Below are 25830 nucleotides of genomic sequence, written 5' to 3'. Positions count from 1 at the left end.
GGTCGCGTGGCAGGAAGGTCCGAGATGGCGATAATTCGTGAGAGACGGCTTCTCCAGCAGGCGGTCGGGATCTGTGCCATCCTGCCCGTTGCGACTGGCCTCTATGGAGTCCTGTTCGGGCACGCTCTGACGGGTGACGCGGTGAGCGTCTCGGCAGATAGCCATTTTCGCTTTCTTTCGGGTCTGCTCCTCGCCATCGGGCTCATCTTCTGGAGCACGATCCCTGCCATCGAGACCAAGACCGGTCGGTTCCGCCTTCTTACGCTTCTCGTCGTCCTCGGAGGACTTGGCCGTCTCGTCGGGCTGCTCCTGACCGGCCTTCCGTCACTTTTCATGCTCGGCGGTCTTCTCATGGAACTGGTCGTGACGCCGGTACTCTGCCTCTGGCAGACCCGGATTGCCAACGCCTATGCCGAGATCAAAGAGCCGACAGCGTAGCTTTCGCCCGACCCCGCATCATCGGTGAGTCGCTTCTCGAAGTGGTGTTCGACCGAATGCGAGATATCGCCGAGGTCGCGGACCTTACCCGTCTGGCAGTAGCCGAGACGCTCATAGAGACGATGAGCATCCCGGAACCGGGTGTCCGACCAGAGCACTACGTGGGTGCTACCCCGGGCTCGGGCGAACGCTTCGGCTGTCTCGACGAGCCTGGCTGCTAAGCCCCGGCGACGGCGATCAGGGCGGACATAGAGCCGGTGAAGCTCCATTACCCGTGCTTCGGGAAAGTCCACGGCGATACAGGCGCAGATCCGACCGGCGTGATCTTCGATCACCCAAAAGGCGCCCTCCCGCTCCGCAGTGGCCGCCGCGGGCTCCCTCAGGTCGGCAAGATCGCAATGCGGATCGACGAAACAGCCGGGATACTCGGCAAAGCAGAGGGCCAGAAGGCCGAATAGATCCTGCGCATCACGGTTCTCGACCAGCCGCAACGGCCATTCTCGAGGAGAGGCGCCGGAGTCTTCCGCTGCCGTCACTCGGAAATCCCGAGCTTGTTGCGCAACATCTCGTTGACGGCCTGAGGATTCGCCTTCCCACCGGTCGTCTTCATGACCTGCCCGACGAACCAACCAAGGAGGGTCGGCTTCGCCTTGGCCTGTTCGACCTTCTCGGGATTCGCGGCAATGATCTGATCCACGGCCTGCTCGATCGCACCGGTATCCGTCACCTGCTTCATGCCGCGGCGCTCAACGATTTCGCGAGGATCGCCGCCTTCGGTGAAGACGATCTCGAACAGATCCTTCGCGATCTTGCCGGAGATCATCTTCTCCTGGATCAGGTCGATGATCGTCCCGAGCTGATCTGCGGAGATCGGTGTCGAAGAGATGTCCTTGCCGTCGCGGTTGAGCCGGCCGAAGAGTTCGTTAATGACCCAGTTCGCGACGATCTTGCCGTCGCGGCCTTGCACGACTGCCTCGAAATAATCCGCGGCGATCCGTTCTGCCACCAGCACCCCGGCGTCATAGCTCGACAGCCCGTATTCCTTGATGAACCGGGTTCTCTTCGCGTCCGGGAGTTCCGGCAGATCAGCCGCCAGTGCCTCGACGAAGCTCTGCTCGAATTCGAGCGGCAGCAGGTCAGGATCCGGGAAGTATCGATAGTCGTGCGCCTCCTCTTTCGAGCGCATCGATCGGGTTTCGCCTTTGCCCGGATCGAAGAGGCGGGTTTCCTGCTGGATGGTTCCACCGTCCTCTAGAATCCCGATTTGCCGCCTTGCCTCGTATTCGATCGCCTGCCCGATGAAGCGAATGGAGTTGACGTTCTTGATCTCGCACCGAGTTCCCAAGGGCTCGCCTGGCCGTCGGACCGAGACGTTCACGTCTGCCCGAAGGTTGCCCTTCTCCATGTCGCCGTCGCAGGTCCCGAGATAGCGCAGAATCGTCCGCAGCTTGGTCACGTAGGCCTTCGCCTCGTCCGACGAACGCATGTCCGGCTTGGAGACGATCTCCATGAGGGCAACGCCGGACCGGTTCAGATCGACGAAGCTCAGGGTTGGGTGAAGATCATGGATCGATTTCCCTGCATCCTGCTCGAGATGCAGGCGCTCGATCCCAACCGTCAGAGACTCTCCATCCGCGAGGTCGACGATCACCTCGCCTTCTCCCACGATCGGGCTCTTGTACTGGCTGATCTGGTATCCCTGCGGAAGATCCGGATAGAAGTAGTTCTTCCGGTCGAACACGCTCTTGAGGTTGATCTGAGCTTTGAGACCAAGGCCGGTGCGTACTGCCTGCTTGACGCATTCCTCGTTGATCACCGGCAACATGCCCGGCATGGCCGCATCGACGAGGGACACGTGGGAGTTCGGTTCGCCGCCGAACTCCGCCGACGCCCCGGAAAACAGCTTGGCCCGACTGGTGACCTGCGCATGGATCTCCATGCCGATCACGACTTCCCAGTCCCCGGTCGCTCCCTTGATGAGCTTTTTGGGATCCACCCGCGCGTTCATGGTGTTGCCTCGTCGATCTCGGTCCAGCGCGGAGTAAGAGGCCAAGACCGCTCAGGTCAAGCCCTTCACCCGGTCAGTCGAGAATGACCTCAGGCCAGTTATGCACAGTCACGCCTCGCCTAGATCAGTTTTGATGAAACCCCTCGAAAGTTTGGGCGTTGTCTGGGCACTAAACAGTCAAGGAGTTTAGAATGTCGATGGATCGTGACCCTAACGTGTATGATCGCGAAACCCATGTTTACGATCGCGATACACGCGGATCCAATACGATGGCCTACATCATCGGTGGCGTTGTTCTTGCGCTGGGGCTTCTTGCCTTTCTCTTCTATGATAGCGGCGACCGTGACGTAAACACGACTGCCAGCACCACGACGCAGACCGAGCGTCCTGCAGGCGCGACTGACTCGAATGCCGGCAGCAGCAATGCGGTGACGGCGCCGAACGCCGGTTCGACGACGGCCCCGGCCGCTCCTGCAACACCCTCGTCTCCCCAGTAAAACGACTGGCCTACCATCATGATGCAGGAGGGCCCGGGTCACCCAGGCCCTCCTGCTCGTATGTGTTCGCCGGAGGCCGCGTCAGCCGGCGTTATGGCGCGCAGGACGGCTTAGCGGCGGAGCGCTCGCCGCAGACCGAATCCGAAAGATGCCCAGATGAGGGCGCCCACGGCCCGAACCGGGAACAGTATCGGAAGGTCCCGGCCGATGGGTGCGATCCAAGGAATTCCAGCCAAGGTGACGAGCCAAGCGAAGACTGCGGATGCGGCCAAAGCTGCGATTGCGGCTATAAACACCTTTCCGAACTGATCCGCTTTCCAACCCAGCCAGACAGCCAGTGCGATCAGGAGCGGGTCGAAGGCAGCAGCGAGCCAAACCGAGACCGGTGCCGAGGGTGGGGTCACGCTGCGGCTTCCCACCACCTGTCCGGCAGCCTCATTCGACCCGCAGCATCCTCGATGACGCGTCCGGCCGCGAAGAGCGTCTCCTCATCGAAGGGGCGGCCGATCAACTGCAGAGCCAGCGGAAGCCCCTGGGAATCAAGGCCAGCCGGAACGGCGATGCCGGGGAGTCCAGCCATGTTCACGGTGACGGTGAACACGTCGTTGAGATACATCTCGACCGGATCACTGGAACCCTTTTCCCCGATTCCGAACGCCGCCGAGGGCGTGGCCGGAGTCAGAATGGCATCGATTCCGCTCGCGTAGACCTCCTCGAAATCCCGCTTGATCAAGGTCCGGATCTTCTGGGCCCGGACATAGTACGCATCGTAGTAGCCGGCCGAGAGGACATAGGTGCCGATCATGACCCGGCGCTTCACTTCGCGGCCGAAGCCGGCCCCGCGCGTGTTTTCATAGAGCTCGACGACGTCCCTCCCCGGCACACGCTGCCCGTAACGCACTCCATCATACCGGGCGAGGTTGGAGGATGCTTCCGCAGGCGCGACGATATAGTAGGCCGGAAGTGCGTAGCGGGTGTGAGGCAGCGAAACCTCGACGATCCGCGCACCTGCCGCCTGCAGCCAATCGACCCCCTGCGACCAAAGCGCCTCGATCTCGGCCGGCACCCCCTCCAGGCGATATTCCTTCGGGATCCCGATCGTCAGCCCCTTCACGCCCCGGTGGATCGCAGACTCGAAATGGGGAACCGGGATCTCGGCATTCGTCGTATCCCGGGGATCCGGACCGGCCATCGATCGCAGCAGAATGGCTGCATCCTCGACGGTTCGGGCGATCGGCCCAGCCTGGTCGAGCGAGGACGCGAAAGCCACGATGCCCCACCGCGAGCAGCGCCCATAGGTAGGTTTGACGCCAACTGTTCCCGTGAATGCCGCAGGCTGACGGATAGATCCGCCCGTATCGGTGGCAGTCGCCCCTAGGCAAAGACGCGCGGCAACCGCAGCCGCCGATCCGCCAGAGGATCCACCCGGAACAAGTTGAGTTCCCTCGATATTCCCGCCGCTCGCCGCGCCGGCATTCGTACCTTGGCGCCGCCACGGCGATACAACCGGGCCGAAGGCGCTGGTCTCGTTCGACGAGCCCATCGCGAACTCATCGAGATTCAGCTTGCCGAGCATGACTGCGCCGTCATTCCAGAGATTCCGGGTAACGGTGGATTCGTAGGGTGGCTTGAACCCTTTCAGGATGTTGGAGCCCGCGGTCGTCTCAACCCCCTCGGTGCAGAAGAGGTCTTTGATCCCGAGGGGAATCCCCTCGAGCGCCCTGCCCTCTCCGCGCGCGAGGCGCTCGTCAGCCGCCTTGGCCATTTCGAGAGCTTTTTCCGGGGTCTCGAGCACATATGCGTTCAGCGCACGGGCACGCTCGACGGCAGTCACGTGCGCCTGGGCCAACTCGGTTGCCGAGAAGGTCTTCGCCCTCAGTCCCGCCCGGGCTTCGGCGAGAGTGAGTTCAGTGAGATCTGTCATGGGTACACCAAAACGAACGCGCAGGAGCCGGGGACACGTTGCGCGATGCGGGAACGGGATGCCGGTGGTCTATTCCACGACCTTCGGAACGAGAAAGAAGTAGTCGTCCGTAGCGGGCGCGTTCTGGACGATCAGGTCCGGATAGCCGCCATCCGTCACGACGTCTTGCCGCTTCTTCATCTCCATGGGGATGACGGACGTCATGGGCTCGACACCCTCGACGTCAACCTCTGCAAGTTGCTCGACAAAAGACAGGATCGCGTTCAACTCGCCCTGGAGGTGGGGCACGTCCTCGTCCGTGACCGCAATGCGCGCAAGCCGCGCGATGCGCCGGACCGTTGCCTGATCGACCGACATGAGAAGGATTTCCCGGGGATGGAAGGTTTTGCGGCCTATACAGGCCGCTTGGATGGCTCGCAACGATCAGATGCGGATGCCTACCGTCTTGTTTGGCACGATTACCTGCGTTCCCTTGCCGTCAAGCGCCGCCACGAACCGGTCGGCAGTAGGCTCGAGCACTGGGAATGATCCGTAATGGCAGGGGATCGCGGCTTTCAGCCGGAAGAAGCGCTGCACCGCCAGTGCCGCCACTTCCGGGCCCATGGTGAAACGGTCGCCGGTCGGTACGAAAGCCACGTCCGGTTGATGAATCTCGGCGATCAGCCCCATGTCGCCGAAAATGTCGGTGTCGCCCATATGATAAACCGTCGGCTCGCCCGAGGCTTTGACGATGATCCCGTTCGGGCTTCCGAGGGGCATGGCAACCCCTGTCTCGACCAGTCCGGCCGAGTGGTCGGCGCGCACGAGGGTGACGGTAAAGCCGCCTTGATCGGTGGTACCGCCAGTGTTCATCGGGTCGAATGCGGTGACGCCCTTGGAGGCGAGATACATGCACAGATCGAAGTTGGTGACGATCTTGGCGCCGGTCGACGTCGAGATCTCGACCGCGTCGCCGATGTGGTCGGCATGACCATGCGTGATCAAGATATGCGTCACGCCCTCGGCAGCCTGCTCACGGCTACCCTGGAAGGCCGGGTTTCCCGTAAAGAAGGGATCGATCAGAACGACCTTGTCCGCGAATTCGAGGCGAAATGCCGAATGTCCCAACCAGATGATCTTCATGGCGTCACTCTCGATCCTCTATCGCAGGCGCCGGCCTCGGATGAACTGGCCCGGCCGATGCCGGTCGGCGGAAGTCCTGACCATCGGGTACCTGCCTCAAGCCCCATAGCGACGCCCACCGGCAATCACAACCCTCCGCACCGTTCCGGGGGCGCCCGGTGACTTCTTCTGAGGAACTCGAGGCCTTCCTCCGGAATCTCCCACCTCGTGCGAGGTTGATGGGCGTCGATCTCGGGACTCGCACGATCGGATTGGCGCTCTCGGATATCGAGCTGCGGATCGCGACTCCGCTGGAGACCATCAAGCGCACCAAGCACAGGGCCGATGTGGGCCGGATCGCAGCACTGTCGGAGAAATTCGGTGTCGGTGGGCTCGTCTTCGGACTCCCGCTCAACATGGATGGCTCGGCTGGGCCGCGCGTTCAATCCACCCGGGCGTTCGTCCGCAATATGCAGCCTCTCCTCGCGCTCCCGGTGCTGTTCTGGGACGAGCGTCTCTCAACCGTCGCCGTGACGCGCACTCTCCTCGACGCCGACACGTCCCGCGCCAGACGCGCGGAACTCGTCGACAAGATGGCGGCAGCCTATCTCCTGCAGGGTGCGCTCGATCGTCTCGCTCGCATCCACCCTACTCCCGAGGGCGAGGGCTGATCCGCAACCGGTCGATCTGCCGCGGCCTCGTGACGGATCGATCAATTCGGCCCGGAGGAGGTCGGGACAGCCGTAGCAAAACGGGTCCAACCATGGCAGGGAGACGGCCCCGCCTATCTCCTCCTCTGCCGCCTCCTGCATGCTCCCGGTCTTTGCCAGCCTCGTCCCGGTATTCCTCCTCGTCATATTGGGCTGGACCGCACGGGTGACGCACTTCGTTCAGGACCACCACTGGGTAGGTCTCGAGCGGGTCACGTACGTGATGTTCTTTCCTGCTCTGGTGATCAACACGCTCGTGCGCGCGGATCTCGGATCGGTACCCGTGGCGGGCGTTGGTGGCGCGCTCTTCGGCTCGGTGATCGCGATGGCAGGCCTGCTCATTGCGATGAGACCTCTCCTTTCGGAGTGGATGGGGCTCACCGGGCCCAGCTTCACGTCGCTGTTCCAGGGAGCCACGCGATGGAACACGTTCGTAGCCATCGCGCTCGCAGGATCGCTGTTCGGCCAGCGCGGGGTCACCCTGACCGCGGTGGCGATCGCCGCGATGGTCCCCCTGCTGAATGTGCTCGCCCTTTTCGTGTTCGTCCGTTTCGCCGGCGGCCCGACCCAATCGACATCACAGATTCTACGAACCTTTGCGACGAACCCGTTCATCTGGTCCTGCGCGGTCGGAATCGTCCTGAACCCAATGGCGGGATTCATTCCGGAACCCTTGCTTCAGACTGCAGAGATCCTCGGCCGACCTGCGCTCGCCGCCGGCCTCATCGTCGTCGGTGCCGGTCTCGACGTCCGCAGCCTGGCCCGGCCGCGAAAGGTGCACCTCTTGGCGCTTGCGTTGAAGCTCCTGGTGATGCCGACTTTCGCAGCCGGACTGGCAGCTCTGTTCGGCATCTCCGGCCAGGACTTCATGGTGGTCGTGATCGCCGCGTCGGTTCCGACAGCCAGCGCCGCGTATCTGCTATCGCGTCAGCTCGGCGGGGATGCGCCGCTGATGGCCGAGATCCTGACACAGCAGACGCTCGCGGCCATCATCACGATGCCGGTCATGCTGGCTCTGCTCGCACTTTGATGTCGCCGCTACCGCTCGGGGACCAGGGAAACCGAGTTCCCGCCATGCCGCTCGAGACGCCCCCGCAATTCGAGCTCGAGCAGTGTCGTCTGCACCACGCGGATGGGCAGTCCCGACAGGCGAACGAGTTCATCGATACTGACAGGAGCAGCCCCCAGCAGCGACTCGACAGGGTCGGCCGTGACGACTTCGATGGGGGCAGGCCCCTCCTCATCCGGCGCCTCCGGACTGTCTCCGTCCCAGACGAAGCTGGCCTGCGGCTCTTCCGCATGCCGATCCCGAGCGAGCAATGGATCCTGCACCGCCAATCCGTTGGCGATGAGAGGCTTCAACGCAGCCGTGACGTGATCCGCCGACGCACGGAGCGTCGCCCCCTCTCGGATCAGGTCGTTCGTGCCCTCGGCACGAGGATCGAGGGGAGAGCCAGGGATCGCGAAGACCTCCCTTCCCTGCTCCAGGGCAAGCCGGGCCGTGATGAGAGACCCGGAATGCCGTGCTGCTTCGACGACGATCGTGCCATAGGAAAGGCCGGAAACGATACGGTTGCGGCGCGGAAAGTCCTTGGCGCGGGGTTCACAGCCTAGCGGCATTTCCGAGACCAGGGCGCCTCCTGCATCGAGGATTGCTTCGGCAAGCGATTTGTTTTCCGCCGGATAGATCCGATCGTGGCCGCCAGCGAGGACCGCGATCGTCCCGCTGCCCAGAGAGGCCCGGTGCGCACGCGTGTCGATGCCTCGCGCGAGGCCTGAAACAACCACCAGACCGGCTTCTCCGAGCCCGCGTGCGAGGCGCTCCGTCATGGCGAGCCCGGTAGCCGAAGCATTCCGGGACCCGACGATGGCGACGGCTGGACGCTGCAAAATGGCAAGGTCGCCGCGCACCGCGAGGACGGGCGGAGCCGTGTCGATGGCTTGCAGCGGCTTGGGGTAAAGCGGCTCGCCGAGCGCGACATAGCGAATTCCGGCACGTGCACCGGCTGCCATTTCTGCTTCGATGGAGACCCGGGAGGGAATCCGGACCGCGCGTCCGTTGCGTCGCGCGAGGTCGGGTAAGGCGTCGAGAGCTGCAGTAGCACTCCCAAACCGCGTCACGAGCAAGCGAAACGTACGTGGACCGACGTGATCGGAGCGGATAAGGCGCAGCCAGTCAAGCCGTTCAGCGTCGCTCAGCACAGTGGCTGTCATTGTTTTTGCCCGATCTTGCCTTCACTGCCGGACAGCAGGCGCTTGATGTTCTGTCGATGCTTCCACCACAGCAGGAGCGTGAGGACGACGGACATCTCGGCCATCTGGCGTTCGCCGAAAGCCCAGAGGACTGGTGACGTCAGCAGCGACGCAATGAGGGCAGATAGCGATGAGTAGCGGGTCACCGCGGCAACAACGATCCAGACCAGTGCGAATGCGAGCGCCGCGGCCGGCTTCAGCCCGATCAGGCACCCGATGAAGGTAGCAACACCCTTGCCACCACGGAATCCGAGCCAGATCGGGAACAGGTGGCCGAGAAAAGCACCCAGCGCGGCCAGGAGCGCGGTGTTCGGCCCCCACATGGCGCCCAGCAGGACTGCTGCCGTTCCCTTGAGTCCGTCGCCGAGAAGCGTGGCCGCTGCCAAGCCCTTTCGGCCGGTCCGCAGCACGTTCGTCGCGCCGATGTTGCCGGAACCGATCCTGCGGATATCGCCCAGCCCGGCAAGACGCGTGAAGAGCACTCCAAAGGGAATCGAGCCGAGCAGATAGCCGATCAGGAGAGCGGCGAGAAAGTAGGGCCAAGCAAGCACCCAGTTCATCGCCTCAGGCATGATCCGGCCCCCGTCCGAACGCATCGAAGACGATCCGGCCCGCGACGATGGTCAGGCTCACCTGCCCTTCCAACCGAGCTTCGTCGAACGGGGTGTTCTTGCTGCGGGACCGCAAGTCCTGCCTGTCGAGCACGTAGGGCGTGTCCGGCGCAAAGGTGAAGAGGTCGGCCGGAGCGCCGGGAGCAAGGCGACCGCACGGCAGACCGAGGATTTCGGCGGGTCGAGTCGAAAGAGCCCGGAGCAGACCGGGCAGTGTCATGCGACCGTCGTGGACGAGACGGAGCGCTGCCGAGAGGAGCGTCTCGAGGCCCACGGCGCCGTTGGCTGCTTCAGCAAACGGCAGCCGCTTCGTCTCGACGTCCTGCGGATCGTGATCCGACACGATCACGTCGATAATCCCCTCGGCGAGAGCCTCGATGACCGCCTGACGATCATCCTCGTGGCGCAGCGGCGGCGCGAGCTTGAAGAACGTCCGGTAGTCGCCGATATCGTTCTCGTTGAGCGTAAGATTGTTGATGGAGACTCCGCAGGTGATTACTGCTCCTGCCTCCCGAGCCCGGCGGATGATCTCGACCGAGTCGGCGCACGAGATCGCGGCGGCGTGGTAGCGGCCGCCAGTAAGGCGGACGAGACGCAGATCGCGCTCGAGCATCACGGTCTCGGCCTCGCGCGGAATGCCAGGGAGACCGAGGCGGGCTGCGAGCTCGCCTTCATTCATCACGCCTTCTCCGACGAGATCGGGATCCTCCAGGTGATGGATGACGAGCGCGTCGAAATCCCGCGCATAGGTGAGCGCGCGCCGCATGACCTGCGCATTGGTCACGGATCGCGCGCCATCCGTAAATGCGATCGCGCCAGCCTCGTGAAGGAGGCCGATTTCGGTCATCTCACGGCCCGCCAAGCCTTTGGTGAGGGCGGCAGCCGGCTGGACGTGGACGACCGCCGTATCGCGCGCGCGCCGCCTCACGAAATCAATCATCGCCGGATCGTCGAGGGGCGGATTCGTGTCCGGCATGGCCACGATCGTGGTCACGCCGCCATGCGCTGCCGCCTCGGCAGCGGTACGCAGGGACTCGCGATGTTCGGCTCCCGGTTCACCGGTGAAGGCTTGCATGTCGACGAGCCCGGGCGCCAGGACCTCGCCCTGGCAGTCGATCACCTCCGTGCCCTCGGGCCCCGCGAGCCCCGGTCCGAGATCGAGAATCTGCCCGTTGCCGACAAGCAGGCTGCCGGGTTCGTCGCGCCCGGTGGCCGGATCGATGAGACGAGCATTTTTTAGCAGTAGGGGCCTGCTGTCGGTCATTGTGGGTCGCCTGGCCTCCCTGATGCTCCAGGCGAGCGCCGCCGCTCGGCCCGGTGCTCGCTCGACCGGGACCGGGGACCGGCTCCCCTGCGCATGAAAACGTACATCTATCGGTTCGGCAGGTGGCTGGCGAGGGCCTCGAGCACCGCCATCCGGACCGCGACTCCCATCTCGACCTGCTCGCGGATGAGCGACTGGGGGCCGTCCGCGACGTGGGTCGATATTTCGACCCCTCGATTCATCGGCCCCGGATGCATCACGAGGACATCAGGCTTCGCGTAGGACAATTTCTCCTGATCGAGGCCGAAATACCGGAAATACTCCCGTACGGATGGAATGAACGATCCATTCATCCGCTCCCGCTGGAGCCGAAGCATCATCACAATGTCCGCGCCTTCGAGTCCACTCTTCATGGCCGTGTGCACTTCGACCTTGAAGTGCTCGATCCCTGAAGGCAGGAGCGTCGAGGGAGCGACCAGCCGCACGCGAGCCCCAAGGGCGCTGAGGAGGATGAGGTTCGACCGTGCGACACGCGAATGCTGGATGTCTCCGCAGATCGCGACCGTCAGCCCCTGGATCGTGCCCTTGTTCCGACGGATCGTGAGGGCGTCGAGCAGGGCCTGGGTCGGATGCTCGTGCGCACCGTCTCCGGCATTGACGACCGAACAATCGACCTTCTGAGCGAGGAGATGGACGGCGCCCGCCGCATGGTGGCGGACGATGATGATGTCCGGCCGCATCGCATTGAGGGTCGCTGCGGTGTCGATCAGCGTCTCCCCCTTCTTCACCGAGGAAGCGCTGACCGACATGTTCATGACGTCGGCGCCGAGCCGCTTTCCGGCCAGCTCGAAGGAGGATTGCGTGCGTGTCGAGGGTTCGAAAAAGAGATTGATCTGCGTGCGGCCCCGGAGGGTCGACTTCTTCTTCTCGACCTGCCGGCTGACACTCACCTGCTCTTCCGCGAGTTCGAGGAGCACCTCGATATCATGAGGGGTAAGCCCTTCGATCCCGAGGAGATGACGGTGCGGAAAGACGAGCTCGGCCATGGGACATTGCCCTACGGCTTTGGATTCGAAAATCAAGCCTTTCCCGCCGGCTCCGAAGGTTTCCGATCCGCCCCGAAGATGGCCGGGGATTTGACATGGCCAGAATTCCACACCAGTTAAGCCCCGGTCCCCTGCCGAGTCTGCAGCTCGAGACCACCCTCCCGTATTCACCCAGCTTCAAGGCATTCAGGCATGAAGGTCGTCGTCGTCGAGTCGCCTGCCAAGGCCAAGACGATCAACAAGTATCTTGGACAAGGCTATGAGGTTCTGGCCTCCTTCGGCCACGTCCGCGACCTGCCGGCCAAGGATGGTTCGGTCGACCCGCAGGCGGATTTCCACATGATCTGGTCCGTGGAGGACCGGGGGGCCAAGCGGGTTGCCGAGATCGCGAAAGCGGTGAAAGGGGCCGAGAAGCTCATTCTGGCGACCGACCCGGATCGCGAAGGTGAGGCGATCTCCTGGCATGTCGTCGAGGCCCTGAAGGAGCGCCGCGCACTGAAGGACCTCCCGATCGAGCGCGTGACCTTCAATGCTATTACGAGAGACGCGGTGCAGGCCGCGATGCGGCAGCCGCGCGACATCGATCAGGCGCTGGTAGACGCTTATATGGCGCGGCGCGCACTCGACTATCTCGTCGGCTTCACGCTGTCGCCGGTCCTGTGGAGAAAGCTTCCGGGTGCCCGTTCGGCGGGCCGTGTCCAGTCCGTTGCCCTGCGGCTCGTCTGCGACCGCGAATACGAGATCGAGACTTTCATTTCACAGGAATACTGGTCAATCGTCGCGACCCTAGCGACGAAAGCCGGTGGGGTGTTCGACGCACGTCTCGTTAGGGCCGATGGGAAGAAGATCCAGCGCCTCGATATCGGGACCGGCGAGGCCGCAGAGGCCTTCAAGCGCGACCTCGAACTCGCGACGTTCACGGTGGCCAATGTCGAGGCGAAGCCTGCGAAGCGCCACCCTTATCCTCCATTCACGACGTCAACCCTACAGCAGGAGGCCTCGCGCAAGCTCGGCTTTGCTCCGGCGCAGACAATGCGGATCGCTCAGAGGCTCTACGAAGGCGTCACGATCGGCGGCGAAACGGTCGGACTCATTACATATATGCGGACCGACGGCGTCGACATGGCACCGGAGGCCATCCAGGACACCCGTCGCGTCATCGGCCAGCAATTCGGTGATCGCTACGTTCCCGGAGCGCCTCGCCGCTACTCGACCAAAGCAAAGAACGCCCAAGAGGCTCACGAGGCCATTCGCCCGACGGACATGAGCCGCCTGCCGAAGGAGGTCTCACGGCACCTCGATACCGAACAGGCCCGTCTGTACGAACTGATCTGGATGAGGACGATCGCTAGCCAGATGGAATCAGCGGAGTTGGAACGCACTACCGCCGATATCACGGCGCAGGTCGGGCCTCGCCGTCTGGATCTCCGTGCAACCGGACAGGTCATCAAGTTCGATGGCTTCCTCGCGCTTTATCAGGAGGGTAAGGACGACGAGGGTGACGAGGATGAAGGTCGCCTTCCACCGATGCAGGCCGACGATCCGCTGGACCGGCGCCGGATCGTCGCGAGCCAGCATTTCACAGAACCGCCTCCCCGCTACTCGGAAGCGAGTCTGGTCAAGCGGATGGAGGAACTCGGCATCGGCCGGCCCTCGACATACGCCGCAGTGCTTCAAGTATTGCGGGACCGGGACTACGTTCGCCTCGAGCGCAAGCGTCTTGTTCCGGAGGACAAGGGGCGCATCGTCATCGCCTTTCTCGAGGCGTTCTTCCGCCGCTATGTCGAGTACGACTTCACGGCCGATCTAGAAGAGAAGCTGGACCGTATCTCCAACCACGAGATCGACTGGAAGCAGGTTCTGAGGGACTTCTGGCAGGACTTCTCGGCTGCGATCGAGGGCACGAAAGAGCTGCGAACCGCCGAGGTGCTGGAGGCCCTGAACGAGCTTCTGGGCCCTCACATTTTCCCCGACCGGGGTGACGGGACCAACCCCCGCACCTGTCCGACCTGCGGGACGGGCCAGCTATCCCTGAAGCTTGGCCGGTTCGGCGCCTTCATCGGGTGCTCGAACTACCCGGAATGCAAGTTCACGCGCCAACTGGCGGCCTCCGGAGCGAATGGCGATGGCGAGGGGGCGTCGGAGGATGGCTCGCCTCCTGGCGTGAAGGTCCTCGGGACCGATCCGGAGACCGGCCTGCCCGTGACCTTGAGGGATGGCCGCTTCGGGCCATTCGTCCAGCTCGGCGATGCCGAGGAAGGTGAGAAGCCGAAGCGTTCGTCGCTGCCGCGCGGCATGTCCCCAAGCGCAGTCGATCTGGAGCGAGCCCTGAAGCTCCTCGCCCTGCCCCGCCAGGTTGCAACCCATCCGGAGTCCGGCGAGCCGATCCTCGTCGGGATCGGCCGCTATGGTCCCTATGTCCAACACGGCCGCGTCTATGCCACCATCGGATCTGACGACGACGTGCTGGAGATCGGCGGCAACCGCGCCATCGATCTCATCGTTGCGAAGGAGACGGGTGGCGGATTCAGGCGCGGCTCGTCCGATCCGGGCCGCCCTCTCGGGGCTGATCCGGAAACCGGCGTCGATGTCGTCGTGAAGTCGGGGCGATATGGCCCCTATGTCACGGACGGAAAGACGAACGCGACGATTCCGAAGAGCGCTGATCCCGAGACGATCGGCCTCGGTGAGGCGTTGGCCCTCCTTGCCGCTCGCCGCGAGGCAGCGCCGGCCCGTAAGGGAGGACGGAGCCGCAAGGCAGCCGCCGGCGGTGCGACGCGTGCCTCGAAGGCGAGTTCGGCGAGGTCTCCCGCAAAGAAAAAAGCCGCCACCTCGGGTCAGAGATCCACAACCACGAAGTCGGCAGCCAAGAAGGCGACGGCGAAAGCTCCGGCCAAGAAAGCTGTCAAGAAGGCCAGCGTGAAGACCTCGGTGGCCCGAAGAAAGCCCTGATTCCGTCAGAAGACGCTGCAGGCTGTCGCGGCCACCAGGGCGACAGCCAGCCCGGTGAGAACGGGACCCCACGGGAGGCCCGATCCGCGGATAGCTGGATCGGGATCTGCAAAGGCGAAGGCTTCCCCCGCCACCCTTGCGGCCCGAGTCAATTGGATTTGCCGAGAGATGCCGGCGTACGAACCCACAGGCACGTCAATCCCCCCATCCTGGGTCAAGGCTACGCTTGTCAACGTGAAGGTACGCTGAATGTTCCGGAAGGCAACTCCGACGCGTCGAGACCGCTGGGCTGCGGCTGCTCACCCATTGTGTTTATGCTTTGTTCTCATTAACTCCTGCTTATCGGCTATAGTGCGACCATCACGAATCATTCCCGGACCAGAGATTTCATGAGTAACGACGATCTCTTCGGAGGCGCGGGGGGGCAGCCTGTTCGCAGAGCGGCGGCTGCAACGGCGAGGACTGCTGCCGTGAAGGCTTCCCGCCCGGCGACCACTACACCAGCCGAGAACGGCTACGACGCGTCCTCGATCGAGGTGCTCGAAGGGCTGGAGCCGGTGCGCCGGCGGCCGGGAATGTATATCGGCGGAACGGACGAGAAAGCGCTCCATCACCTCTTTGCCGAGGTGATCGACAATGCGATGGACGAGGCCGTCGCAGGCCATGCGACCTTCATCGAGGTCGAACTCGAGGAGAGCGGTTTCCTTTGGGTCGCCGATAACGGCCGCGGCATTCCCGTCGACCCTCATCCGAGGTTTCCCAAGAAGTCGGCGCTCGAGGTCATCATGACGACCCTGCACGCCGGTGGAAAATTCGACTCGAAGGTATACGAGACCTCGGGCGGGCTCCATGGCGTCGGCGTGTCCGTCGTCAATGCCCTATCCGAACTGTTGGAAGTCGAGGTCGCCCGGGGGCAGACCCTCTATCGTCAGGTCTATTCGCGAGGCCTCCCGAAGACGAAGCTCGAGACAGTTGGGCGGGTTCTCAACCGGAGGGGCACGCGGGTCCGCTTCAAGCCGGATCCACAGATCTTCGGCATCGATGTCCGCTTTCAGCCTCGCCGAATCTTCAAGATGGCGCGCTCCAAGGCGTACCTGTTCGGTGGCGTCGAGATTCGCTGGCGCTGCGCCCCTGCCCTTCTCGAGGGCGTGGACAATGTTCCGCCCGAGGCGGTTTTCCGCTTTCCGAACGGGCTGCGGGACTATCTGGCCCGGGACATCGATGGGAAGGAACTCGTTGCTGAGCAGGTCTTCTCCGGCAAGATCTCCCGACCGGGAGGGCATGGCTCGCTCGAATGGGCAGTCGCCTGGCTTGCAGGTGACGACGGCTTCACCTCCTCCTACTGCAATACGATCCCGACGCCCGAGGGCGGCACGCACGAAAACGGGCTCCGGATCGCGCTGCTCCGCGGCTTGCGTGACCATGCCGAGCGGGTCGGCCAAGCCAAGCGGATGACGGCCGTCACCACCGACGACGTCATGGCGACCTGCGCGGCGATGTTGTCCGTCTTTGTCCGGGAGCCGGAGTTCCAAGGGCAGACCAAGGACAAACTGGCAACCGTCGAGGCTGGCCGAATTGTCGAGAATGCCGTTCGCGACGCCTTCGACCACTGGCTCGCAGCATCTCCACAGCAGGCCAACAAACTGCTCGACTGGGTCATCGATCGCGCCGAGGAAAGGCTGCGGCGGCGACAGGAGAAGGAAGTCGCTCGCAAGACCGCGACGCGGAAGCTGCGCCTGCCGGGCAAGCTCGCCGACTGCACCAATGCGGGCGCCAAAGGTTCGGAACTTTTCATCGTCGAAGGAGACTCGGCCGGCGGCTCGGCGAAGCAGGCACGCGATCGCGCGACCCAGGCTATTCTGCCGCTACGCGGCAAGATCCTGAACGTGGCATCCGCCGGACGTGACAAGCTCCACCAGAACCAGCAGCTCTCCGATCTTGCGCAAGCGCTCGGTTGCGGGACGGGCTCGCATTACCGCGATGGCGATCTGCGTTACGAGAAGGTCATCATCATGACCGATGCCGACGTCGACGGTGCACATATCGCGTCGCTTCTCATCACGTTCTTCTACCGACAGATGCCGCGCCTCATCGATGCCGGGCATCTCTACCTGGCCGTACCGCCGCTCTATCGCCTCACACAGGGTGCGAAGAGTGCCTATGCGAGCGACGATGCACATAAGGAGCGGCTCCTGAAGACGGTCTTCAAAGGCAACGGCAAGGTTGAGATTTCCCGATTCAAGGGGCTTGGCGAGATGTTGCCGAGCCAATTGAAGGAAACCACAATGGACCCGCGGAAGCGCACACTCCTCAAGGTCGTGGTGGAGACTGAAAGCAGGGAGGAGACTGGAGATACGGTCGACCGGCTGATGGGAAACAAGCCCGAAGCACGATTCGCTTTCATTCAGGAACGTGCGGCCTTCGCCGACGATGCTCAACTCGACATCTAAGTGAAGATATCAACGAGAGGCGCGGAACGTGCTGAGCGACTACATTCCGCGCTTCAGTTCGTGTGCCCTCACGTAGAGGAGCCGTAACGTAGTCGAGGTCGAGACGCCAACGAGCGGCAAGCTTTTCAATCTCTCTGACAACGGAAATGAGACACGGCCGCGTCGTGTTCGGCCGGGATGCTACGCCGGCCCTTGACTCTTGTCGAACTGGTAGCATCACAGCTATCAAAGTTCTCCCTGGGCGCCTCCCCTCCGATGCAGCGCCATGAAATTTTCGGCTGATCGAGAACGTTCCCCTGTCTCTCCCACCCTTTCTTCACGGTGTCCGGAACTCCCTCGCCCTGCCCGCTTGGGTGGTCGGACTGACGATGCTCGGCATTGGCGGACTCGCGCGGGATGTGGGGATCCCAGCCGGAGCGGCGGTGCTATCGACGGTGCTGATCTGGGCAGGTCCGGCACAAGTCATCTTGTTCGGGGGATTGTCTGCGGGCGTCGCATGGCCGGCTATTGCTGTCGCGGTATGCCTGTCATCGATTCGCCTCCTGCCGATGACGATTTCCGTCCTGCCGCTCCTCAGATTCCCGCGAGGAGGTATCGGGACTCAGCTCCTGGCAGCCCATTTCGTGGCAGTCACCGTGTGGGTCGAAAGTCTGGCGCGCCTGCCCCCCATCCCGCCGGAAAGGCGCCGCGCCTACTATTTCGGATTCGCCGGCGCTACTGTCCTGGTGAGCGCGGCCCTCACTTTGCTCGGACATGTCCTGGCCGGAACCCTGCCTCTGGAACTGAGCGCAGCGGTTCTTTTTCTGACCCCGATTTTCTTCACCGTGTCACTGGTCGCCGCCGCGAGGCATCCCGCTGACTGGACCGCTCTTGCACTCGGGTTTGGGCTGTCACCGATCTTCGGATTCCTGCTCGGCCGGGATTTCGATCTCCTGGCGACCGGCGTTGCCGGTGGGACGGCCGCCTATCTGGTGCGGCGCGTGCAGCGGCGCGCTCGATGAGTGAATACCTCACGCTCACGGGCCCGCTCGGCGCCTATTTTCTCGTAGTCCTCGTCGGCTTCCTGCCGAGCGAGATCTGGCGCGTCATGGGCGTATTCCTCTCGCGCCGGATGGACGAGCAGTCGGAGCTTCTCGTATGGGTCCGAATGGTTGCAACGGCCCTCCTGGCCGGCATCGTCGCGAAGCTCGTCCTGGCTCCGAGCGGTGCGCTCGCGGCAGTCCCCCTGCTCGGGCGATGTGCCAGTCTCGTCATTGGACTCGCCGGATTTTTTATCCTGAGACGCTCCGTCTTCGCAGGAGTTCTGTTCGGCGAAATCTCGGTCCTTGCAATGGCCGTTCTGATGGAGCGCTGAGCCGCGGGACGATAGCAGGACCGGCCAAGCGTTAATGCTGGAGAAGGCTCGCGAAGGCTCTGATACGGTTGCGCGTGTAATCTGGAAGGCCGGCACTGAGGGAAGTCCCCGAATTGAAGGAGCTCTTGCCCATCAGGACTTGCGACGGAATCAGATTGCGCAGAACAGGAACCGTTTCGAACTCTTTTTTCCTCTCCAGAACATCCGTCTCGACGCCGAGCGACAGAAAGATGGTCGTCACAGTCCTAGCTGCATCAGTCGGATCAGCCTGGAGGATGGCAAGCAGCTTGCCGAATTGGATGACCTGATTGGCATCAAACAGGGTTTGTTCGAGAACACCGGTCACGGGTGCCTCGAGGCGCGTCAGACGCGCGAGCGCTGCCTGATCGATCTCCTCGGCCGGGAGCACCCGTAGCTCCGACTGGAACTCGATGAACTCGGAAATCTTCTTTCCACCTTCCTCGAGCTTGTTGGCCAAGCGTATGCCAAGAGGGAGCTTGCCTTCGAGCTGATAGCGCGACTGAACGCAGAGGCTCTCGGGATCCTGGCACCACCGCCGGAAGGGATTGCGATTGTGAGCCGACGCTCTCTCGATTTGAGGACGAACCTCGTCGGCAGTAATGAGATGATGCTCGATGGCAGGATCGATCTTCTTCAGAGCATCGAGCTGCAGATATTTTTTGAGGTCGATCGTCGTCGGTGCCTTTGGGATTAGGAAACGAGCCTCGACGACATAGACGTGCAGTTTCTCCTTGTAGGGTCTTTTGAGGCCGTTCACCGTGACCTCGATCGTCGGCTCCTTGTAGCCGGGAAACAGCGTGAGAAACTCCTGCTGCACCGGTCTGGCGCGGGACCATTCTTCGAAAGGCATGAGTCCGGTTGCAGGATCGGTGAGACTGTCCTTTCCGAAGTCCGCGAATGCGATCGTGGCGGGCTTGAGACGCGCAGGGCCGAGATCGGTCGCCGAGGCGACCTCCTCGACCTTGAATTCACCACCCTGCGCAGAACCAAGCCAACCGGTAATGATGAGCGCAGCCAGGAGGCCGCTCCACGGGCGTGCAAACACCATCAATAGATCCGTCCGTTGCCCCAGAAGTAGTCGGGGTCGATTCGTCGCGAGCGGCGGGGCCGGTCCTCCTCCCACCACGGCAGGTCGTGCGTTCGTCCCCGGGCGGTCGGCGGCACCGACTCGAACCAACCCGGAGCCTCCGCGACTGGAGCGTCATCGAAGTACCCGCCGAGCGGTGCCTCGTCGCCATCGCTCCACGGACCGGGGCGACGGAACGCGTAGGCATCGTATTCAGGCACGAGCCGGAACTGAGTGTCGGTGAACTGCCCGAACTGGCTCAGGCGGAAATGTTCGGTGAAGGCCTTTCTCCCCCCGTCGGTGATCCTGTCGCCCGTCTCGAGATCGATCGGCATCGCGATGAGTTGCCGGGCCGCTTGCGGAGACGGAGGATTCAAAGGCGCCTTTAGCGCGTGGTGCGCCCAGGCAGCTTCGATGATTGCCTGAAATATCGGAACTGCAATCTTTCCACCGGTCTGTCCGCGCCCGAGGGTCCGTCGTTTTCCGTCCGCGTTGTCGTATCCTACCCAGACGGCGACCGTGACGTCGTTGGTGAATCCTACGAACCAAGCATCGTTCTCGTGATCCGAGGTCCCGGTCTTGCCGGCGACATAGGGTGCAAGGGTCCGGATCGAGCGGGCCGTGCCCCGCTCGAGGACTCCCTGCAAAATCGTCTTCAGCTGATAGAAGGCGACACGATCCGCGGAGCCGATCTGCACGGGAGCAATGTTTTCCCGGCGATAGATCGTGTGCCCCCCCTCCTCGACTGCTTCCAGGGCGTAGGGTGACGGCAGGGCGCCCTCCGTCGTGATGGCCGCGTAGAAGGCCGCAAGGTCGAGCAGGCGCACCGGCTGAGCACCGAGAACGAACGGATAATACGGTTCACACTCGACGTAGAGCTGCGCCTCCAGCGCAAGTTCGCACACGCTACGCAGGCTTCGCTCCGGATCCCAGTCGAGGCCGCCTTCGAGAAGGCGCGCCGTGACGAGGTTCTGTGACGTCTCGAGAGCACGCCGCAGAGTCATGATGCCGCCGCTTCGCCCGTCGTAGTTCTTCGGCGTCCAGGAATCGCTCGCTCGCGCGCCCGCGTTCCCGCCGATCGGCGGAAATGTGACGGGCTCGTCCCAGACGAGGGTGTTGGGCTGCAGCCCCTTTGCGAGCGCCGCCAGATAGGTGAGCGGCTTCAGAGCGGAGCCCGGCTGCCGGTGGGCCTGCGTGACGCGGTTGAGCTGGCTCAATGGATAGGAGAATCCGCCCGACATGGCGAGGATGCGGCCGGTCCTGTTCTCGAGGACGACGGCTGCTCCCTGCACGGAAGGCGGCATACGCAACTCTGCGCGTGCGGCTTTCTTGCCGCTGGCCGGAATCACCCGAACCCGAACGACGTCGTAGAGCTTCAGTGCACGCCGAGCATCGGCGCTCGCAACCGTCAAAGGCATGGTGCTGCCATCGGCGAGTCCGACACGAAACGTCAGAGCTCCCTTCCGGGGGACCGACTTCTCGATCACGATCGCAGCCGGCCATTGCACGTCGTAGAGCGGCAAGCGAGCGGCCTCGAGGGCGCGGCGCCAAGGCGGTGAAGCCTTATCGGAATTCGACGGAGTATCGTCTGCGGATAGCTTGGCAATTGCCTCGGCGAGATTGCTTTCGGCCCCCTGGAAACGGCTCCGGCCCGTATTCAGCTCGTAACGGGCCAGTCCCTCCTGCAAGGCGGCTTCGGTTGCCTTCTGAAGGGCCGGATTGATCGTGGAGCGTACCGTGTATCCGGAACCCGTAAGGCTCCCGATGCCTGCCACCGGCCGCGCGCTCCGATCCAGGAAATCGACGAAGTGGAACCCGCTGCTGCGTTGGGGACGCTCGAAGGGAATGGTGGGCGGCAGCTTACCGAGCAGAAGCGTGATCTGGCCGGCGGTGACGAACTTGTCCTCCTCCATGCGGCTGAGGACATAGGCGACCCGGTCCAGGGCGCGATCGGGAGAGCGGTCCGGATTATAGACGTTCGGCCCTTTCACGAGTCCGGCCAGCAGGGCGCCTTCCGCGAGACTGAGCTCTTTCGCGGGCTTTCCGAAATAGCTGCGGGCAGCCATTTCAATCCCCCAGGACGAGCGCCCGAAATAGATGGCATTCAGGTAAATCTCGAGGATCTCGTCCTTGCTCAGGATGCGCTCGACGCGGGCGGCAACGATCATCTCCCGCATCTTGCGCTCGTAGGTGACGTCGTCACCGACGAGCAAATTCTTCACGACCTGCTGCGTGATGGTCGAACCTCCAGCCGGTCGGCCGGGATTCGTCAGGTTGGACATGAAGGCGCGAATCACACCCCGCTCGTCGATGCCTTTGTGCTCATAGAAGCGCTTGTCCTCGGCGGCCACGAAAGCCTGCTGCACAGGCTTTGGGATCTCCGAAAGCGGAACCCACATTCGGCGGTGGTCCGGCTCGTAGATCTCGGCGAACCGTTTCCCGGTCTGGTCGAGGATGACCGTGACCCCGGGTAGCCTGAGGCCCTTCAGCTTCCCGGCATCCGGGAGGTTCGCGACCGCCTCGTTGAAGTAGGTGATGACCTCCCCGAGATCGACTGGCGAGCGCTCGACCTGCTCGGTCGTGCAGAACTGACGATAACTCGCATGAAGGTCGCTGAAACTGAGGCCCTGAAGCACCTTCAGGTTACCCGTCAGGGCATCGGGATCGTCCATCGCCGTGGTGATCAACTCGTCGAGATTGATCTCCTCGATATCGAAGGCGCGCCTCATATGAGCGCAGCCCTCCTTCAGGATCCAATCCACCTCTCCTCGATCTTGAACGGCGTCGAAGCTGGTCCGCACATTGTCGGGCTGGATGGCGACCTGGCTCATCGTGAGAGCCGTCGCGAAGAGCTTCACGAGAATTCCGCTCATCTACCTTTCCGAACGAGGGCAGGAGTTGGCTCCTGCCGGGCTTGGCCGTTTGCCACTTTGCACCTTCCATGCCTCCGAGCTGGTTATGCGGAGAGGCCAAGCATACTTCAAGGAAACTGGATTTCATGGCGCTTTTGGGAAGGGCTCGTTCGGACGTCGTTCATGCTTAATCCGATCGGCCACAAGGCGAGCCCTCAAGATATCCACCCCCTGATGAATATGAGCTAGACGGGCGACCTCCGCGCGAACCATGCGCCGCGTCAGGTGATCGAGTTGCTCATCATCCAGCGGAGCAGGAGTTCTGCCACCGCCTCCGAAGGGATCCCGACAGGTAGCTCGAGGTCTCCCTGACGCCCGATCATCGGCTCCCGAGTCGACCAGCGGAACCTTGCAACGCCGATTCCGTCCGCCCTGCATAACCGCATCACCGCATCCGATGGGACCCGTCTTCGGGAGGGGAACAGGAGGCGGGCAACCCCGAGGTTTCGAAACAATGCACCGAGCTCGTGCGGCTGAATCGGGCCTGTAACGAAGGCCGGCCCCGACCTCATGAGATGGAAATCGTCCGAAGTGCTCCCGAAAACAATCAGGCCGGCGGGCGAAGGAGAGCGCGAGAAATGCTCGGCGATCGCAATCGGGAGCGCCGCATCCATGCCTTGTGAGTCGGCGATCAGTCCCAAACGGAGTCGATCCCGTAAAGCATTCCGAGGTGCCGGAGCATATGAAGGAATGGAGCACTCCGGCACGACTGCGTTTGCGATTGGATAGGATCGGCTGAACAGGGTCCGGGTGTCCTCGTCGGGGACGATGATGATCGTCGCATGTGCGATAACGTCCTCGAAGGGTGTTCGGTGGTCGGGGGCCGGGACCCGATATGGTAGCTCCAGATCGCACGGGCATCGCCCACCACAGACTTCGCAGGTCTTGCTTGCACCCTCCGAAATCTGATCCCCCTTGCACATAGCACCCACATCCCGAATCCGGACGGTAATCGGGCATCCGAGCCGCAGGACAGCGTCGAGCACCTCGCCCGGAAGCAGCATCGGATCGAGGATGTCGATGCTGGTGATCGGAATTCGCCCCAAGCTGTCTGCGAGATCGGATTGGGAAAGGTCGAGATTCTGAGGGAAGCCACCGCCTGGATCGCGCAGGCTGATCGTCATCCCGTCGCTCCCCTGATCGACCAGGGCAGCCAGCCTGCGCTGACCACCAGCGTGACCTACCGGCGGCAACAGCTCACGCCAGTCGGAGCCCTCCGTCACCGGGATCACCATGAGGTCGTAGGAGCCCAACAGAGGCAAAAGTTCGCGCTCGACGGCCTGCCGATGACCAGCCAAAGGATCCGCGCGGACGAAAGCGGCACTGGCTTGCTCGAAACCCGGATGAACGCGATCGACAATGCCGGCGCCGCTCTTCACCAGTATCGCCTTCTCCGAACCGAACGATCGTGCACCCGCATGTCCGACGTAAACACCGGTCGCGCAAACATTTCGCCAGCCCCGCACGGCTGCGCGGAGACAGAACTCCACGTCCTCGTAATAGCCGCGGCCGAACGCAAGGCTCAGCGCGCCGACGTCGTCGAGACAGTCCCGGCGGATATACAGACAGAACCCAATGCCGTTGGGCAGGTCGACGATCTGCGCGCCATTCGCGGCATCGGCGGCATCACCGATGATTTGCGCCATGCCGTAATCAGGGCATTCATTCACACGGAAACCCGTGGGAATGCTCGTATACTCGCCATTGTTCGACAGCGGCGTAACCGTTCCAATATTAGGCGCAGAATAGGCCGCGTGCTTCAGCCGGCTCAGAGTGCCTCTGGGCAGAATGGTATCGGCGTTGAGAAGGACTACGTCCTCACCGCGCGTGTGCTGAAGGGCGTGATTGATACTTCTTGCGAAGCCGCGGTTGTAGGGATTGCGCAGGAGCTCGATCTTCCCGGTTCCGGCCAGCCGATCGAGCATTGCTGCGATTGCCCGGTCCGGAGTCGCGTCGTCGATCACGAGAATGTGGCATTCGGTCTGTGCAGCTTCGTCGAGCAGGGACAGAAGACAGGTCTGCGTCGCTCCATGGTCGCCGAAGACGGGAACCAGCACAGTAAGCGTCCTCGTGCCATGCGCACCCTTAGGTGACGTAGAGGGCGGAGGGTTCGAGATTCCAGGATTCCAGGTCGGCGAGCCAACCACGATCCCTCCGGACACTTCGATGTGAAGGCGCTCGATGCCGTCTCGCCACCGAAGGCTCCAGGAAGACGCGTTTCCCAGCGCATCTCGCAAAGGATGCCCGACATCCGCTTGCAGGAGCATCGGATGCGCTTCGAGATCCTGCATCACATTTACGGCAAGCACGGGACCGCCTCGCCACGCGAAATGCCCTGTCACGCCTTCGGTACCGCCTCGAACCACGCCGACCGCATCGTTGCCTTCCGCTAGGACACGGATCGGGCCGACCTGTCGGCTCGGCTCGGTCTCTCGAGCTAGGAGAATACGCGTGGCCTCCAATCGCTCCTCCCGGGTTCCGCTCGCCATGAGAGAACGATTCGCCACCAGATGAACGGGGTCGCATCCGAGAGCCTGACGGATGTCCTCGAGTGCACCTTCGGGATCATCGACCGCCCTTCGGGTTGCAGCACGCAGCAGGAGGTGGTTTGGCGATACCAGCGGGCGAATCCGACAGTAGCGATCCGCAAGCGCAAAGGCGTCGGCATAGCGCCCAGACGAAAGACTCGTGGCAGCAGTCCGGAACAGGAGTTCCGGATGCAGCTCGGCGCACAGCGACAGTACAGCGAGTACTTCTATCATGAATGTGACAGGGGATGCTGCTGCACCAAGCCACTGTTCGGAGGGTCAAAATTGATCGAGATTGAAAGCTGCTCTCAAAGTCGATGAATACTCGGCCAAACGGCTAGGCCGCATCGCAGTCAGGGCTTCGCAGAGTTCAATACCTGTGCAGGTGAGCACCAATGCACCATGGGATTTTCGGGTGGCAAAATTAACGTTGCTGCAAAGCTTACTGTCGTGAGACGCGGGCTGTCGTTGACCTGCGTGGTTCAGCTACGTTAGTGCGAAGTAAATAATCAAGTATCTGCCGCACAAGTCTCCTGCTGGGCAGAATAGTGATTCAGGGGGAAACTATACATGCCAGAGCACCCGACAGCGGTGCCAGGCCCGAGCCTGGATATAGCGATAGGATTCGCGAGTCATCTCCTTTTGTTCGGGCGATGTGCGGCCGAGGATGCTCCCAACCGGATAACCTTGTGGGT

Annotated in this window: 21 protein-coding genes; 8 read left to right on the top strand and 13 right to left on the bottom strand. The window is 62.8% G+C overall.

Going from position 1 to position 25830, the window contains the following annotated elements:
• The first annotated feature begins 24 nt into the window (after positions 1-24).
• Entirely contained in the window at positions 25-438 is a 414-nt protein-coding gene (locus BN1233_RS09670; RefSeq protein WP_425311703.1) for a DUF4345 domain-containing protein, read from the top strand.
• Here the strand turns inward: BN1233_RS09670 and BN1233_RS09665 are convergent.
• Together BN1233_RS09665 and gatB are read right to left on the bottom strand one after the other, a co-directional pair.
• On the bottom strand, positions 408-974 hold the full coding sequence (locus BN1233_RS09665; RefSeq protein ID WP_187144269.1) for a GNAT family N-acetyltransferase: 567 nt from the start codon (positions 972-974) through the stop codon (positions 408-410). The genes BN1233_RS09670 and BN1233_RS09665 overlap by 31 nt on opposite strands.
• Entirely contained in the window at positions 971-2446 is a 1476-nt protein-coding gene (gatB, locus tag BN1233_RS09660; protein WP_046863377.1) for an Asp-tRNA(Asn)/Glu-tRNA(Gln) amidotransferase subunit GatB, read from the bottom strand. Before gatB ends, BN1233_RS09665 begins: the two co-directional genes overlap by 4 nt.
• 191 nt (positions 2447-2637) lie before the next feature.
• On the opposite strand from gatB, the gene BN1233_RS09655 reads away from it, so the two are divergent.
• Positions 2638-2943 (top strand): hypothetical protein, encoded by a 306-nt coding sequence (locus BN1233_RS09655; protein WP_046863376.1) that lies wholly within the window; start codon positions 2638-2640, stop codon positions 2941-2943.
• 110 nt (positions 2944-3053) lie between these two features.
• On the opposite strand, the gene BN1233_RS09650 is transcribed toward BN1233_RS09655, so the two are convergent.
• The 4 genes from BN1233_RS09650 to BN1233_RS09635 form a co-directional block, all read right to left on the bottom strand.
• Positions 3054-3347 carry a hypothetical protein gene (locus BN1233_RS09650; protein WP_046863857.1) on the bottom strand — a complete coding sequence of 98 codons (294 nt, stop codon included), beginning with the start codon at positions 3345-3347 and terminating at the stop codon, positions 3054-3056.
• Positions 3344-4867, bottom strand: a complete 1524-nt coding sequence (gene gatA / locus BN1233_RS09645) for an Asp-tRNA(Asn)/Glu-tRNA(Gln) amidotransferase subunit GatA (RefSeq protein ID WP_046863375.1) — start codon at positions 4865-4867, stop codon at positions 3344-3346. The genes BN1233_RS09650 and gatA overlap by 4 nt, the downstream gene beginning before the upstream one ends.
• Positions 4868-4936: 69 nt before the next feature.
• Positions 4937-5224, bottom strand: a complete 288-nt coding sequence (gene gatC, locus BN1233_RS09640) for an Asp-tRNA(Asn)/Glu-tRNA(Gln) amidotransferase subunit GatC (RefSeq protein ID WP_046863374.1) — start codon at positions 5222-5224, stop codon at positions 4937-4939.
• 66 nt (positions 5225-5290) lie between these two features.
• Positions 5291-5989 (bottom strand): metal-dependent hydrolase, encoded by a 699-nt coding sequence (locus BN1233_RS09635; protein ID WP_046863373.1) that lies wholly within the window; start codon positions 5987-5989, stop codon positions 5291-5293.
• A 218-nt stretch (positions 5990-6207) separates the two neighbouring features.
• On the opposite strand from BN1233_RS09635, the gene ruvX reads away from it, so the two are divergent.
• Both ruvX and BN1233_RS09625 read left to right on the top strand, forming a co-directional pair.
• Positions 6208-6639: a Holliday junction resolvase RuvX gene (gene ruvX / locus BN1233_RS09630; protein ID WP_046863372.1), complete on the top strand. Its 432-nt coding sequence runs from the start codon at positions 6208-6210 to the stop codon at positions 6637-6639.
• 139 nt (positions 6640-6778) lie between these two features.
• Positions 6779-7708: an AEC family transporter gene (locus BN1233_RS09625; RefSeq protein ID WP_046863371.1), complete on the top strand. Its 930-nt coding sequence runs from the start codon at positions 6779-6781 to the stop codon at positions 7706-7708.
• An 8-nt stretch (positions 7709-7716) separates the two neighbouring features.
• Here the strand turns inward: BN1233_RS09625 and dprA are convergent, their stop codons facing one another.
• The 4 genes from dprA to BN1233_RS09605 all read right to left on the bottom strand — a co-directional run bounded on the left by dprA (position 7717) and on the right by BN1233_RS09605 (position 11852).
• On the bottom strand, positions 7717-8892 hold the full coding sequence (dprA, locus tag BN1233_RS09620; RefSeq protein WP_046863370.1) for a DNA-processing protein DprA: 1176 nt from the start codon (positions 8890-8892) through the stop codon (positions 7717-7719).
• Positions 8889-9503 carry a glycerol-3-phosphate 1-O-acyltransferase PlsY gene (gene plsY / locus BN1233_RS09615; RefSeq protein ID WP_147707104.1) on the bottom strand — a complete coding sequence of 205 codons (615 nt, stop codon included), beginning with the start codon at positions 9501-9503 and terminating at the stop codon, positions 8889-8891. Before plsY ends, dprA begins: the two co-directional genes overlap by 4 nt.
• Positions 9496-10806: a dihydroorotase gene (locus BN1233_RS09610; RefSeq protein ID WP_046863369.1), complete on the bottom strand. Its 1311-nt coding sequence runs from the start codon at positions 10804-10806 to the stop codon at positions 9496-9498. Before BN1233_RS09610 ends, plsY begins: the two co-directional genes overlap by 8 nt.
• A gap of 107 nt (positions 10807-10913) precedes the next feature.
• Entirely contained in the window at positions 10914-11852 is a 939-nt protein-coding gene (locus BN1233_RS09605) for an aspartate carbamoyltransferase catalytic subunit (RefSeq protein ID WP_046863368.1), read from the bottom strand.
• A 192-nt stretch (positions 11853-12044) separates the two neighbouring features.
• Between BN1233_RS09605 and topA the strand changes: the two genes are divergently transcribed.
• The 4 genes from topA (at position 12045) to BN1233_RS09585 (ending at position 18608) form a co-directional block, all read left to right on the top strand.
• Positions 12045-14804 (top strand): type I DNA topoisomerase, encoded by a 2760-nt coding sequence (gene topA, locus BN1233_RS09600; RefSeq protein WP_046863367.1) that lies wholly within the window; start codon positions 12045-12047, stop codon positions 14802-14804.
• 389 nt (positions 14805-15193) lie between these two features.
• Positions 15194-17254 (top strand): DNA topoisomerase IV subunit B, encoded by a 2061-nt coding sequence (gene parE, locus BN1233_RS09595; protein ID WP_046863366.1) that lies wholly within the window; start codon positions 15194-15196, stop codon positions 17252-17254.
• A 368-nt stretch (positions 17255-17622) separates the two neighbouring features.
• The gene (locus BN1233_RS09590) at positions 17623-18255 is read left to right on the top strand and encodes an AzlC family ABC transporter permease (RefSeq protein WP_082145414.1); all 633 of its coding nucleotides are present in this window, start codon (positions 17623-17625) and stop codon (positions 18253-18255) included.
• Entirely contained in the window at positions 18252-18608 is a 357-nt protein-coding gene (locus BN1233_RS09585) for an AzlD domain-containing protein (RefSeq protein ID WP_046863364.1), read from the top strand. The genes BN1233_RS09590 and BN1233_RS09585 overlap by 4 nt, the downstream gene beginning before the upstream one ends.
• Positions 18609-18639: 31 nt before the next feature.
• On the opposite strand, the gene BN1233_RS09580 is transcribed toward BN1233_RS09585, so the two are convergent.
• The 3 genes from BN1233_RS09580 to BN1233_RS09570 all read right to left on the bottom strand — a co-directional run bounded on the left by BN1233_RS09580 (position 18640) and on the right by BN1233_RS09570 (position 25369).
• Entirely contained in the window at positions 18640-19677 is a 1038-nt protein-coding gene (locus BN1233_RS09580) for a hypothetical protein (RefSeq protein WP_052763742.1), read from the bottom strand.
• Positions 19677-22568 carry a penicillin-binding protein 1A gene (locus BN1233_RS09575; protein WP_046863363.1) on the bottom strand — a complete coding sequence of 964 codons (2892 nt, stop codon included), beginning with the start codon at positions 22566-22568 and terminating at the stop codon, positions 19677-19679. Before BN1233_RS09575 ends, BN1233_RS09580 begins: the two co-directional genes overlap by 1 nt.
• A gap of 260 nt (positions 22569-22828) precedes the next feature.
• The gene (locus tag BN1233_RS09570; protein ID WP_046863362.1) at positions 22829-25369 is read right to left on the bottom strand and encodes a glycosyltransferase; all 2541 of its coding nucleotides are present in this window, start codon (positions 25367-25369) and stop codon (positions 22829-22831) included.
• Between the last annotated feature and the right edge of the window lie 461 nt (positions 25370-25830).

It is taken from the genome of Microvirga massiliensis, assembly GCF_001006805.1.
Lineage (GTDB): Bacteria > Pseudomonadota > Alphaproteobacteria > Rhizobiales > Beijerinckiaceae > Microvirga > Microvirga massiliensis.
This window is presented reverse-complemented; position numbering and strand designations above follow the sequence as displayed.